The sequence below is a fragment of the Janthinobacterium sp. YR213 genome (genome assembly GCF_900099875.1).
In the GTDB taxonomy this organism is placed as follows: domain Bacteria; phylum Pseudomonadota; class Gammaproteobacteria; order Burkholderiales; family Burkholderiaceae_D; genus Janthinobacterium; species Janthinobacterium lividum.
Genome location: NZ_FNDA01000001.1, coordinates 1,064,828 through 1,078,415, shown reverse-complemented (window position 1 = coordinate 1,078,415; position 13,588 = coordinate 1,064,828). Strand labels below are relative to the sequence as shown.

At 54.0% G+C, this 13,588-nt stretch carries 13 protein-coding genes and 1 tRNA gene; 11 read left to right on the top strand and 3 right to left on the bottom strand.

Going from position 1 to position 13,588, the window contains the following annotated elements; all coding sequences use genetic code 11:
• Positions 1-137 precede the first annotated feature (137 nt).
• From BLT98_RS04770 to BLT98_RS04735, 9 genes are all read left to right on the top strand, one after another.
• Complete coding sequence (locus tag BLT98_RS04770) at positions 138-992, top strand: hypothetical protein (RefSeq protein WP_092605635.1); 855 nt, start codon at positions 138-140, stop codon at positions 990-992.
• Positions 993-2,822, top strand: a complete 1,830-nt coding sequence (locus tag BLT98_RS04765) for a hypothetical protein (RefSeq protein WP_092605633.1) — start codon at positions 993-995, stop codon at positions 2,820-2,822. It abuts the gene before it with no gap.
• Between the two features lie 68 nt (positions 2,823-2,890).
• Positions 2,891-3,319: a hypothetical protein gene (locus tag BLT98_RS04760; protein ID WP_092605631.1), complete on the top strand. Its 429-nt coding sequence runs from the start codon at positions 2,891-2,893 to the stop codon at positions 3,317-3,319.
• Between the two features lie 14 nt (positions 3,320-3,333).
• Positions 3,334-3,831, top strand: a complete 498-nt coding sequence (locus BLT98_RS04755; protein WP_092605629.1) for a glycoside hydrolase family 19 protein — start codon at positions 3,334-3,336, stop codon at positions 3,829-3,831.
• On the top strand, positions 3,828-4,178 hold the full coding sequence (locus tag BLT98_RS04750; RefSeq protein WP_092605627.1) for a hypothetical protein: 351 nt from the start codon (positions 3,828-3,830) through the stop codon (positions 4,176-4,178). Before BLT98_RS04755 ends, BLT98_RS04750 begins: the two co-directional genes overlap by 4 nt.
• Before the next feature lie 221 nt (positions 4,179-4,399).
• A complete protein-coding gene (locus BLT98_RS29095) occupies positions 4,400-4,558 on the top strand; it encodes a hypothetical protein (RefSeq protein WP_170846291.1) in 159 nt (52 codons plus the stop codon).
• 469 nt (positions 4,559-5,027) lie between these two features.
• Positions 5,028-6,527 carry a nucleobase:cation symporter-2 family protein gene (locus BLT98_RS04745; protein ID WP_244517385.1) on the top strand — a complete coding sequence of 500 codons (1,500 nt, stop codon included), beginning with the start codon at positions 5,028-5,030 and terminating at the stop codon, positions 6,525-6,527.
• A gap of 71 nt (positions 6,528-6,598) precedes the next feature.
• A tRNA-Leu gene (locus BLT98_RS04740) sits at positions 6,599-6,685 on the top strand.
• 395 nt (positions 6,686-7,080) lie between these two features.
• Complete coding sequence (locus tag BLT98_RS04735) at positions 7,081-7,308, top strand: hypothetical protein (protein WP_139144199.1); 228 nt, start codon at positions 7,081-7,083, stop codon at positions 7,306-7,308.
• Positions 7,309-7,636: 328 nt separating this feature from the next.
• On the opposite strand, the gene BLT98_RS04730 is transcribed toward BLT98_RS04735, so the two are convergent.
• Genes BLT98_RS04730 through BLT98_RS04720 form a run of 3 tightly spaced genes read right to left on the bottom strand, consistent with a single transcriptional unit; the run spans position 7,637 to position 9,996 of the window.
• Entirely contained in the window at positions 7,637-8,170 is a 534-nt protein-coding gene (locus BLT98_RS04730) for a FlhC family transcriptional regulator (RefSeq protein WP_071653700.1), read from the bottom strand.
• A 15-nt stretch (positions 8,171-8,185) separates the two neighbouring features.
• Positions 8,186-8,908 carry a hypothetical protein gene (locus tag BLT98_RS04725; protein WP_092605623.1) on the bottom strand — a complete coding sequence of 241 codons (723 nt, stop codon included), beginning with the start codon at positions 8,906-8,908 and terminating at the stop codon, positions 8,186-8,188.
• A gap of 47 nt (positions 8,909-8,955) precedes the next feature.
• On the bottom strand, positions 8,956-9,996 hold the full coding sequence (locus BLT98_RS04720; protein WP_092605621.1) for a hypothetical protein: 1,041 nt from the start codon (positions 9,994-9,996) through the stop codon (positions 8,956-8,958).
• Positions 9,997-10,561: 565 nt separating this feature from the next.
• On the opposite strand from BLT98_RS04720, the gene BLT98_RS04715 reads away from it, so the two are divergent.
• Complete coding sequence (locus BLT98_RS04715; protein WP_170846290.1) at positions 10,562-11,716, top strand: TraI domain-containing protein; 1,155 nt, start codon at positions 10,562-10,564, stop codon at positions 11,714-11,716.
• Entirely contained in the window at positions 11,716-13,569 is a 1,854-nt protein-coding gene (gene traD, locus BLT98_RS04710; RefSeq protein ID WP_070257654.1) for a conjugative transfer system coupling protein TraD, read from the top strand. Before BLT98_RS04715 ends, traD begins: the two co-directional genes overlap by 1 nt.
• The last annotated feature ends 19 nt before the right edge of the window (positions 13,570-13,588 follow it).

The following is a 13,588-nucleotide window of genomic DNA, read 5'->3' as shown; positions in this document are numbered from 1 at the left end:
CGCACGTCCGGTGCCGAGATAGTCGAGGTGATGCTGTCGAAGCGGCGCTGTTGATATACCGCCACCGAGCCTATCGGCGTTACCACTGGGTTGATTTTACCAACCACTTACCTCATCCTGGAAGGGGCAATGCTGCCATGAGAAATCTTCGCATCATCCACGACAATGCCGCTGACCGCGCGGTGTTGACTGCATTAAGCCAAACCGGCGAACTGGGCCCGGCCAACCTACAGCGCGACAGCAAGAATGCCGTGCTGCGCGCCGCCGGCACGGCGCAGACCATCTCAGCTATATGGCCGACACAGGAGTCCATCGCCTGCGTGGCGCTGATCTCCACCAACATGACCAGTAGCGCGCGCATGCGCGTGCGCGGTTATGCCCGGCCGGGCGACGCCGTGCCGGTATTCGACACAGGCAGCATCTTCCCGTGTCCGGCTGCTGTGCATGGATCCTATCCTTGGGGTGTGCTGCCGCTCGGCTGGAACGCCTACCAGTGGGGCGGTGTGAACACCTGGCCGCGCGGCGGCGGCTCTGACGGCGTGACATGGTTCGCGCCGGTGCGCGTGCGCCAGATAGTGATCGACGTGTCTGCGCCACAAAGCCCGGAAGGCTACCTGGAAATCTCGCGTCTGGTAGTGGGCAACTACTGGTCACCGCAATATAACGCCGAGTACGGCGCCCAGTTGCAGACGCAGGATAGCAGTGAAAATTACCGAACGGGTGCAGGCAACCTGAAAACCGCGCTGGGCACGACCAGCGACAAGCTGAGCATCAATCTGACGCATCTGACACCGATGGACCGCGCCCGCTTCATGCGCATCCTGCGCGAGAACGGCAAGGGCAAGCCGATGCTATTCAGCTTGTTCCCGGAAAATCCGGATCCGTTGGTGGAACAGGACTACATGCTGTATGGCAAGGTCAGCAATATCGATGCTGTGGCTACGCCGTACTTTGACACTTACTCTGCAGCTCTACAAATTGAAGGAATTTAAATGGCTGATAAATTTTATGACGGTATGCCTAACGTCAACGAGAAATTGAATGAAATTGATCGGGCGTTTGCGGCGGGTCCCTACAATGCATTGCCATTGTCCGGGGGGAATATGAAGGGCACGATCTATTCGAATGCCCCGATCATCACATCGCAATATGTGCAAGCTTGCGCGTATGTCCCAGGCGCTATCGTGAACACCGGTATGAAGGCAGGCTGGTGGCGAATCGGGAAGTTTAATCCCGCACAGCAGGGAATGGAGGCATCAATTCGTGTAAGTGGAACCACGTCATACGGTGCTATTGCCAGTATGTCGAACGCCATGGTAACCATTATTCAGCTTCGAGTAGACAACGACAGCAAGATACGCAGCGTTTTTCACAACGAAGGTGGCATGACAAATAATACGGTATCGGAAGTAACCATCACGGATGATGGTCAGGTATACATCCTGTGTGGCACCTTCTTCTCTCTGGCGGTTTACTGTGAGTCCAGCTGCTGGCAGGATTCTGACGTATCGTATTACGGTGTGGCGGCTGAGCCCCCAGCCGGGACCTTGGCGTCTTCCATCTTTGGCTTGAAACTTGGTGCGCAGAATACGGTTACGTTCGAGCGGCAGCGGACTACTTTCGATTCTTCGTCAGTATTGATCGGTCCGAAACAAATAATTGCAGGTGGGATATCCAGTACTCTTTGGGCAAGCGCTCTTCGGGCACCGAATGATGGTGGAGCGGGTGGCGCTGGCATCTACTATGAAGTACTCTCCATGGGGGCTGCATCGGTTCCAGGCTACTCCAATACAGGTAGATTTTTTTGGAGTACACGCAGTCATCCGGGGACTAACGGAAAGGGATTTCAACTGCGTTTGAATGTTGTCGATGCAGGCTTGCCTGACAATGTCACACCAGTTTTGGATATGAATGGCTCCGGCGACATTACCCTGCCAGGCATTATTACTGCTGGCCCAGTTATCCCGTTAAGTGCGCATCAGTTAACCCGTAGGACTGCAGAGTTCGGCGAACTTTGCTACGTCGGGCGCGTAGAGACGGGGGTAACCTCCTCGTGTTTTGCGATTAGAGCCTCCAATGGTGCCGGCGGTTGGGGCAACAGTGCCTCGGTTGCATACGTGGGGCGAAATTCCACGACAGCGCGCTCGATTAGCGCCGCCGGCACCATCAACGCCGGCGGTACCGATTACGCCGAATACATGTTAAAAGCGCCTGGATGCATGGGTATTCTTCCGGGGCAGATTATCGGTATTGATGTTGATGGGAAACTAACCGACCAGTGGCAGCGCGCCATTGCCTTTGCTGTTAAATCGACCGATCCTTGTATGGTTGGCGGAGATCGGTGGGCGCGGCATTTGGGTGACCGGCCAGTGCCGGTAGAGCGCCTCATGCCTTCCACGCGTAAAGTGCTGCTCAGCGCGGCCGTTGATGCCATGGATGCTGTGCTGGAAGAGGTCGATGGCAGGCTGGTTGAGGTTGCACCCGCAGTACCGGCCCGCGAGGCGCAATATCGCGACGAAACCATACCGGGAGATACGGATGAGGAATGGGGCCTTAAATGCGCACCCGGTCTGGCGTTTGAGGCCGCTCTGGAAGCGGCGCGCCAGCAGGTTGACCGCATCGCTTTCTGCGGCCAGGTGCCTGTGAACGTTCTGGATGCGACACCAGGACAGTACATTGTCCCGGTGCAGAAAGGCGAGGGCATCGGGGGCTTGGCCGTGCACGAGGATGACATGACCTTCAAGCTTTATTTGCTGGCGATTGGCAAGGTCATCGCCACCGAAGACGATGGGCGCGCCCGTGTAATCGTGAAGGTGGCATAAAGATTGTGCTTGCAACATCCAAACCCGCTTCGGCGGGTTTTTTCATTTCCACCACCTGAAAGGCAACCATGGCCCTCGAAACCACCGCCGCCGGCGGCGCATTGATCAAACTGTTTGGCGTGCCCGTGCTGGCCGGCGCCGCTGCCACGTCGCTGGGCTTCATGTTCATGTGGCCCCAATCCACCAAGGAGGCATTTATCCGTTTTTGTTCCAGCATCATCATTTCCACCTTTCTCGGTCCCGTGCTCGTGGCCGCCGTGCTGTCGTGGTGGCCCAGCCTGTTCGACAGCGCGAAGACCGTGGCGGGCTTGTATGGCGGCGATCCGGCCACGGGTTTTTTATTCATCGCCGCGCCGCTGATGGTGGCGGCCGGCTTGCCCGCCTGGTGGGTACTGGGCGCCTGCGTGCGCTGGTTCGACAAGCGGCGCGGCAAGGATATCGGCGAACTGGCGGCTGATGCGGCCGCTGCCGTCAAGGACGTGCGGGGCCTGCTGTGACAGGCGCCCAATTGATGCAGATCATGCCATTGGCCGGCCGCCGCGCTACGCTGTTCTTGGCGCCCTTGAGTGCGGCGATGGCCGAGTTCGAGATTGATACGCCGCAGCGCCAGGCGTCGTTCCTGGCGCAGGTGGGCCACGAATCGGGACAGTTGCGCTATGTGCGCGAACTGGCCAGCGGCGCGGCCTATGAAGGGCGGGCGGACTTGGGCAATGTGATTGCTGGCGATGGCGTGCGCTTCAAGGGACGCGGCTTGCTGCAGGTGACGGGGCGCGCCAACTATGCGGCGTGCGGCGTGGCGCTGGGCCTGGACTTGCTGGCCGCGCCGCAGTTGCTGGAGCAAACGACTGCCGCTTGCCGCTCGGCGGGCTGGTTTTGGCAATCGCGCGGCTTGAACCGGCTGGCCGACGCGGGCGACCAGGAGCGCGTTACGCGCCGCATCAACGGTGGCGTGAACGGTCTGGCCGAGCGCCTGGCTTTGTATGCAGCAGCACGCAAGGTGCTGGCATGAAGCCGCCGTTGCTTGTGCTGGCCATGCTGCTGTTGCTGGGCGCGGCCGTGTTTTGCGCCCAGCGCTGGGGGCATGAGGCTGGCCGTGTCGCATGCGCGGCACAGGTGCTGGAGGTGCAAGCAGTGTTGCGGCGCCAGACCCAGGCCCTGAATGCGATGCGGGAGGAGGGCGTACGACGGTCGACACGGGCCCGGCAGGCGTTGGACATTGCGCAGGCCGGGCAGGCAGACGCCCAGGCGGCAGTGGCGCGCATCCTGGCGCTGCAGCCGGATGATGACGCTTGCCAGGCGGCCGAGGTGCTGATCGCCAGTGAAATGGCTGGAAGACCCGCTGGCAGGATGCCATGAGGGCGGCAATGACGAGTGCGCCGGCGCTGCTGCGTGTCCGGGGCTACTTGCAGGCTTGTTCACGGGCTGGCGCACGGGCTTGCTCATCAGCCTGCTCACTACCCCATTCATTGACCTGTTCATGGGCCTGTGTATTGGTCTGCGTGCTTGCTGGGCTGCTGGGTGGCTGCGCGGCAGGTGGGACAAAGCTGGAAGCCGCGGCGGAAAGGCTGCCCATCGGCGTGCCCTGTATCGCCGTTCGTCCTGCGGCACCCGTCTTGCCAACCGTGCCGCAGCATGGCATTTTTGAACAAGTGCAAGCCTTGCTGGCGCGTGAACACTTGCGCGCGGCCTATGTGCGGCAGCTGGAAGCGCTGATGGATGGCTGTGCCGGCAGCTAGCGTCGACCGTTGCGCAACGACGTCGGCGGCTGCTCTACGGCTGGCCTGCGGCTGTTTGCAGTTGGCTTGCAGCTTGCTTGCGCCGCGCGTGATCCCCTGAGGTCGTCGCCTGGCGCCACTCGCCATGCCAGAGTCCCAGAGTTCCAGACCTTGATACCGCTTCGTCGTACCAGGTCTGGACGCCGCTTGCGATGCTGCCTTCTGGTGCGGCCGCGTGCCGGCGCGCCAGAAAACAGTGCACGGCTGCGCGTCCAGCCTCCGATTTTTACAGCCGCGATGCTATTTCGGCACAATTCCTGTATACAATTTACCTGGCACGATGCATGCTTGGCATTCCTTGGTCGTCCCATCCAAGGAGCTTCGCATGCATCATCCGCAGCCAGTGCGTTCCTGTCGTCCCGTTTCTCTCTTGCTTTTCCCTTTCATCTGCGCCCATCCGGGCCGCGGTAACCCAGGAAATGGAGCGTAAATGGCCACTCCCCGTCTGAAATCCATCCACCGCAGCGTGCCGGGCACCACGCCTGCCGTGCCATCGCCCGTCGATGAAATCCTGCCAGCCGGCAAGCTGTTTACGCTGGGTTTGCAGCATGTGCTCGTCATGTATGCGGGCGCCATCGCCGTGCCGCTGATCGTCGGCCGCGCCCTCAAGCTGCCGCCCGAGCAGGTGGCGGCGTTGATCAGTGCCGATCTTTTCTGCTGCGGCTTGGTGACCCTGATCCAGTCCCTGGGGATAGGCAAGTACTTCGGCATCCGCCTGCCCGTAATGATGGGCGTGACCTTTGCCGCCGTCAGTCCCATGCTGGCCATGGCGAACAATCCGGCCCTGGGCATCACCGGCATCTTTGGCACCGTGATCGGCGCCGGCGTCGTGTCCATGCTGATCGCTCCCTTCATCAGCCGCCTGCTGGCCCTGTTTCCGCCCGTGGTCACGGGCAGCATCATTGCCGTGATCGGCGTGTCGCTGATGCGCGTGGGCGTGAACTGGGCCATGGGCGGGCCGCCAGCCATGGCGCAGATTGCTGATCCTGCCTTCGTCAAGATGGCCGCTGCCGCCACGGCGGCCGGCTTGCCCGCGCCAGCCGGTCCCGTGCCCATGATTGCCAACCCCGGTTATGGCGCGCTCGATAACATGGGCATCGCCTTCTTCGTGCTGGCTGTCATCTTGTTGGTGGCCAAGTATGGCCGCGGTTTCCTGTCGAATATTGCGGTATTGATCGGCATCATCGCCGGCACGGCCCTGTCGTTTGCCCTGGGCAAGGCCGATTTCGCCAAGGTGGCCAGCGCCAAGGCCTTTGCCATCGTCACGCCATTCCAGTTCGGCATGCCGACCTTCGACGTGGTTGCCATCGTCACGATGAGCCTGGTGATGATCGTCGTCATGATCGAATCGTTGGGCATGTTTCTGGCGCTGGGAGAAATGACGGACAAGCGCATCACGCAGGCCGATATCAGCCGCGGCTTGCGCGTCGATGGCCTGGGCACCTTGATTGGCGGCATCTTCAATACCTTCCCGTACACCTCGTTCTCGCAAAACGTGGGCCTGGTGGGCGTAACGGGCGTGCGCAGCCGCTGGGTCTGTGTCGCGGCCGGCATCATCCTGCTCGTCATGGGCGTAATTCCAAAGATCGCGCAGACGGCCGAAGCCGTGCCGGCGTTCGTGCTGGGTGGGGCTGGGCTGGTGATGTTTGGCATGGTCGCCGCCACCGGCATCCGCATCCTGGCTGGTGTCGACTACAAGAGCAACCGCAACAACCTGTTCATCGTGGCCCTGTCGATCGGCTTCGGCATGCTGCCGCTGGTGGCGGAACAGTATGCGCAGCACATGCCCAAGGCCTTGTCGCCGTTGCTGCACAGCGGCATCCTGCTGGCCGCCATCGTCGCGGTGCTGCTGAACCTGTTCTTCAACGGGCTGGCATCAGCGGATGATGCGCAGCACCGGGCGCGGGAAAGTAGCCATGGGAGCGAGTAGCACTGAGAGTGCGGCAATTAATGGGCAAGATGGTGTAATCGGTATCACTTGTGCTAGAATCTTGCCGCGCTGCCCGGATGGTGAAACTGGTAGACACTGGAGACTTAAAATCTCCCGCCTGTAAGGGCGTGCCGGTTCGATTCCGGCTCCGGGCACCAGGAAAAAGTTAAAAGATCAAGAATTGTAGAAGACCCGCATTTTTCGTTGAAAAGTGCGGGTTTTTTATTGCCGGAGCTTGCTAACACCGCTCAAAATTTTGTGGCATGCCGGTGTCTGCCGCTTGTAATACTTACTGTGCTTGAGCACGGCTACGCTATCTGCTTACGACTGCCGTCCATTCGTGAAGGTTGGTCAGGGGGCGGTTCGGCCGTTGACCAACAACTTGTGCAGGCCAGGATCCGATGCACCCATTTGCCTCTCATCGTGTTTGATCTTCATCTGTAAATTGGGGACAGGACGATCAAGCCGTTTCTAAAAATAGTCATCAATGCAGTTTGGCTTGCTTGGCAATACCTGTCGTGGGAGACCATGCTTTACGCAGTTGCTGAAAATCGTGGAAAAGCTGTTACTATATGACGATGCGGAATTTAATGTTCAGTCAGTAATTTTTTCCGTAACAAGTAACTCAGGAGATATTGAAATGAATGCATTTATACAAGGCTTTATTACTGGCGCACGGGAAACTCCTCGAGGCTTTTTCATGCCGCTGATCGCACTGTGGCGTTTGCTGGGGAAGATGATCAAGTTCGCAGGCTCGCTAATATCCTCCAAGAAAATGTAATTTCTACCCATCGGTCCAGGTCGGTGGACCACATGCTTCGGCACGCGCTGAAACTCTCTACTGCCTACGTCAATGTACGGGATCTGCAGAAGGCTCAAAATACCGGGATGGTGTTGTCGCAAGACTACTTTTCGTAGCCTCTGGACGTGCAAGCTTCCCTATTTTTTCCTGCCGGAAATTAAATCCCAGGTGCTAACTGGCCATGGCGTGGTTGCTTCGGTGGTGCTGCCAATCTGCATCACAATCCATTTTCCCTGAATAAAAATAAACAAAGGCCAATTCTCTGATGTCAGAGAGTGGCCTTTTTGCGTATTAGCCTAAAATATGGCTATGCGTTCTGATGACTGGGACAGATATAATTCAAATAATGGGCTTCCACCAAATGGGGAACCCGGCACTTTTTGCAAAGAGCAACCTTGACATTGTCAGAGGAAAATTTCGATGAACCTCCTTTGAGAATGCCACGCCAGCCGATGTTAAAGCCTGTACCTACCAGTAAATTCAAACGTTCCACACTGACAATTGGCTTGTTCAAAGTCAAGCGTATGTACATCTTATAAGTGATAACGACGGCTAAGCCATGCGCATCTGGAGAAGAGTCAAGAGCTGCGCGATAGGATGCATACATCGCCAGCAATAGCGCTCCGTGCTGCCGCCTTACTTGGTTAAAAAGAAACCATTCGTGGTCAGTTGGAGTCTGGCCCGGCTGGGACTGAACTCCACGGACCAGCTTGTATTGCGCGCGAGAATCGGCTGGTTTCGTCTTTGCGATTGATGATATGGTTACTGCACGTGCACCCAGACTCGCTAATTCGCGGGCAATAGCGAGCTTCGCTGCGTAATTCCTGCTTATGTGTGTCAAGTTCGTCTCCCGATCTTAAGCGCTCATTGCGCTGAGGGACGCGAGTCCGAACGAATTGAGAAGCATCGAAACTGGCGCGGATATTCCATCGTTCTCCGCGAAGAGCAAGGCTTGTGGCCAATCCTGACGTACAGCGAAGATGGGGACCCCAGTGAGTACCAATTGCAATGTACGGGCTCGCGGTAACTGGGACAGAGCAAGAAGAACATCCTGTTCTGCTCCAAACAAATGAGATGCTAATGGATCGTCAAAAGTTTGCAGGCTTCGTACAGCATCTAACACACTATAGTTAGCCAGTTCGATCAGACGACGTGCGCCATCCTGAACTTCCAGCATTGCTTCAGAGGAATTTGGTGGCCGTTGCACACTAAACGGTTCCCCCAGGGACAGGAGCGGTGGAGGTTGATCGAAAGTGTCAAGGAGCATCGTCATTGCCGTATCCGTGCCTTGCGGTTCGTTAAGGACGTTCATGAACCCCATGGTGGCGATGCGTAGCGAGAAAATTGGCAAGCCTATTGTTAACGCCGTGGCAAGAGCACTTTTCGTTGCTCCAGTGATAAGTGCCAGATGCTCATTGGACAATCCGAATAGATTCGCAGCAATGGGTGCATCGAAGTCCATCGTGCCATTGATGGCGCTAATGATAGCGTAATTGGCCGCAATGATTTGTTTCTGGAACTTATCTTGTGCGTTGAGCACCAATTGCGACTCAGGTAGATCTAGGTGAAGACTGTTCATTAAAATTCCTTACGGGCTTTCCGGTCAAAAATGGCCGCGGCAAGAAACTAAGCTTGCTCTGTTGCTGTACAAAGTTGATTACCAAATTGAATCATGAGCTGCCCCATTGCCTCCAGCGCGGCTTTTGTTTCAGCGCTTTTGCTTGAGATTGCTCGCAACTTAGCCAGTGGGAACTTGAGAAGAATGGACTCGACAGCAGCTTTGATTTCAACCAGTTCATCTCGTTGAGCACGGAGAAGGCCCGCATTTTTTTCAATGGCCTGATGCTTTTCTTCTAACGTCTTCGCTTGTGCCTCAGCCAACTCAGCGCGGGCAGTGATTGCAGCCAAACGGATTTCTGCAGCCACAGTGGCTTCTTCGATACTTGCCAATCCAGCGGGAAGAACCTCGCGCACGATCTCGACCGGATGGGCGACAATCGTGGCCTGGCTGCGGGATTCGTTCAGCTCTTCCACAAGTGCCACGGTCTTTTCCTTTTCCCTGCGTAGCAACTCGTCTTGATTGGCCAAGCGATCCTTAAGTCGGCCATTTTCCAAAGCGCGCTGCTGCTCTTTCTTTTGCAGATCGCTCTCCTGACTACGCAGCTTGGCCTCCGCTAACGCAATTTTTTCTTCATAGTCCACATTGCGTGAATCGATGATACGTCGAACTGTTGCTTCATCGATAGTCTGTCCATTTTTTGCAAGTGCACGTACCTCTTCGATCACATCGACATCGGTCACGGGTTCGAGCAGATATAAGGCGTTGCGACGATAGTTGCGTGCCTCATTCAAATCGATCTGTCCATTGGTGGAGATATGCTTGACCAGGCATGCGTTGATGGCGAGAAGACGCCGGGCAGTATGGCGCTTGAGGCCCAATTCCCGTTCAGAGAATTCATAGAACTTGTCTTTTAAAAGATCCTGAATCGCTTTAAGACGAGATGAAAGGATCAGATACTCTCCTTCTACCCGTGTAAATGATGCCCTGTATTCCGCTACATAAATATGCAGAGAGAGCAATTGTTCGTTGTTCAGGTTTCCCAAATCGATATTGCTTATGTCTACCGAAGAACCAGCAGTAGTCGTTACGTCAAATGTTTGAAGCATTACGAACCTCTAAAATCAGCGTTGCTATTTGTGTAAAAAGTATGCGTTATTTGCCACATGGAAATTTTTCAAATTATTGATAAATTTCAATGGGTTTCAAATTCCTTTTCATTTCCTTCGGAGACAAACCAACTCTTAGCGCAGAAGGCGACTAACAAATCCTCGTTTCCGTCCGGTCTGACCACTTCGCCAGAGACCAGTAATCATTTGGTAGTTGCGACATATACTAATTTTTGGAAAGACGAAATAGACAAACTAAAAGTAGTCTCGAAGAAATTAATAAAATACACAAACTGAGATCAAAATAACAATTTTCATTGCATTTTAGGCACAACGATTGTTTTAGGAATGTAGTGTATTCAACGTGAATTAGTGCGATATTTGGATTTTATAATTAAAAAAGTACATAATAATCATGTACTTATAAAAAAAATCGCATCACAAATTGTCCAGAAAAGATGCCGGTTTGCCACTGGGCAACATTATTAAATGGTACGAATATTTAGTCAATTATTGGTTCCGTGCTATGTAGCCCTAATCCGATAATGTATGGATGCAAAATTTTATGTTACCAGCGAGCTCGTCTGACTTAATTGCATCAGAAGCAACTCGAATAAGCGAAATTCACACTGCAGCTGGCGTTCCGGAAAAGGTTTTTTCACGGTTCTACCTTCCTGTGCTCTTGGCGTATATGGACCACGTGCAAAAAATGCCGCTATCCAACGCCGCTTTTTCCAGGCCTGGCGGTGCGATCGATTTCGGCTTGACGTCCGCTCTGATTTCTTTGCGTTTGGCCGGAACGCAAATGTTCAATCCAACACTGGCATCGGAAGAAAGGCGTGTGCTGGAACCACAATGCCGGTTTGCAGCTTTTGCCGCGACCATGGCCACTGGGGTTGTGTTGCTCTCAGAAAATACGCTGATTACTACGCGTGACAATGATGTTGAATATCATCCACTTGTGTCCCCTGTCCCTCTCTCGGTTTGGCTAGCGCAGCATCCGGTCTCGATGTTTACATGGCGAAAAGGAGCACAGGAACTTACCCAGAGTGAGGGTGCAGCTATTGCGGCACGGTTTATGCCAAATGGAATTCTTAACAATTTCGATTTACGTGTGTCATTGATGCTATACAACGCCATCAATCCCAAACCGCTTCAGAATGGTATCGAAAGTACAATCGCGCGCGTCGTCAGGCAAACGATAAGCAAGGTAATTACACATCATGTTCAGGTAGAAGTACGCCAGTATCAGGAACGCGGATCGGACGTTCACTATGATCCTGCGGCAGATCTGTGCATAAAAGCTGATGCATTTATGCAAGACGACATGATAGGGCCGGGAAGTACAATCGAATCGATTGAGTCCCCGCTCCAAACTGCACCCGCAACCCATCATAGTTCTGCGCTGCCGGGGGGAACCGTCCGCAATATCGAGAACAACGACAAGGGTGACGCACTACTTAATATGGCCCATCCGGTTCTGCGCGAATGGTTTCAGATGCTGTCGAAACATGAAAACTTTCCCAAACTAAAAGAGCTGCTCAAGGTCTCAGAAAGAGGGATTGCTGTTCCTATCACCATGTTAGGAGCTTTCGGCGTTGCAGGGACATCCATCCGCAAGATGATGGTAGATGCAGATTTGATCGTCGACCGTACTGAAGACGGAAGAGGTATTCTACTCAAATTGCAACTTCAGCCTTGGTTCATGGGAGGTAGCTAATGGCACGGACATACAATGATATGTTTCGGCCTGCATACGAGGCCACCGCTACTCTTTCCTGGGGCGCATCGGCGGTTTCAATGCTCGTGCTACAGCCGCCGATGTGGCCACTGCTAGCAGCGGGGACATTGGCGCTCTCTGGTTTGCGTGCCAGAGAGGCATTTCAATTATATCGATTCCGTGCGTCGATATCGGCGCTCCGCGTTCAAAAGATTCCCGTACTTGCCGCCGTCGAAAAATCAAAGCGGCAGTGGGAGCGAGGTGGTTTCTGGCTCGGCAGCGGGTTCAAATGGACGCAGCAACATGCCGAAATCGCTCGACAAATCATGTTCCGCAGCCCTGGTGAGATTCAAGGTCCGCCGGCTTGGTTACCTCCCTTTATCCGGGAAGCCGTCTACCCCAGAGACTCTGTAACGCTCAATGATGCCATGAAAGAGAACGTTGTCGGCGTACCGTGGATACATGGCATAAATCCGGAGGAAACGGAACTCAGATTACCGTTTGAAGGATTGTCGGGGCACACGTTAATAGTTGGAACAACGCGGGCGGGTAAAACTCGCCTGTACGAAGTACTGGCAACACAGATCATCCATAAAGGCGATAGCTTGATTGTGATGGATCCCAAGGGTGATAAAGATCTAAAAAATCGTATTGAAATGGAATGCAAGAGGACCGGACGGAAATTCTTATATTTCCATCCGGCGCATCCATCGAAGTCCATTCGCATCAATCCCTTGGCTAACTGGAACACCGTAGGCGAGCCAGCAACGCGCATCGGCCAGTTAATCAGTGCAGAGGGAACTTTCGCAGCGTTTGCCTGGAAAACATTGTTCAGGATTATGCGTGCACAGGTTGCAAATGGCTCGATGCCATCGATAAAATCAGCGAAAGAATTTGTCCAGCAAGGAGTGGAACCACTGTTGGAATCGCTTATCCAAAAGCAGCTATTCAATCTCGAAGGAACGAAGTGGGACGCAAACCTGCATACTTTCAAGATAGAGACTCCAAAGGGTAAAATGCCGACTATCAAAACGGATCGTCTGCAGTGCATGGTCGCAAAATTCGAGCATTCTGGATTAAAAGATGAAGCTATTGAATCGTTGATCGCGATGGTAAATCACTCAAAAGAGCACTACACTAAAATGATTCAGGTACTTGAGCCGATCCTGGAAATGCTCGGTTCGGATGAACTTGGATCCATGTTATCTCCAGATCCACTCGACCTGAATGACAAGAGGCCAATTTACGACACGACAAAAATTATAGAAGAGAATGCGGTTTTATATGTCGGGTTGGATTCGCTGTCCAACAAGACTATTGGGTCGGCGATCGGATCAATTATGCTTGCTGATTTTGCATCTGTGGCCGGCTCAATTTATAACTTCAAAAATCCAAAAGACATTCACCTAATTATCGATGAAGCAGCGGAAGTGATGAACGAACAAGGCATTCAACTCTTAAATAAAGGTGGTGGGGCAGGAATCAAGGCGTACATTGCGACTCAAACAATTGCAGACTTCGATGTTGTTTTTGGCGACAGCGCTCGTACAAAACAGGCACTCGGCAACCTTAACAACGTAATTTGTCTTCGTGTCAAAGACCCGGATATGGCTGAGTGGATTGCGAAGTCATTCGGAACAACAGCGGCAAGGGCGGTGACTACTTCGCATTCAAGTGGCTCTGGCTCGTCAAAGTCGTTCACCGAATTCAGTGGATCAACCTCCAGGACAATGAGTGAAGTGGAAATACCTTTTGTTGCCCCAGAACTATTAACTAGATTGCCCGGGTTGCAATACTTTGCTTTCTTGGCAGGCAGTACACTATACAAAGGGCGACTTCCTCTTTTATATTGAATGTATACTAAATTACTAT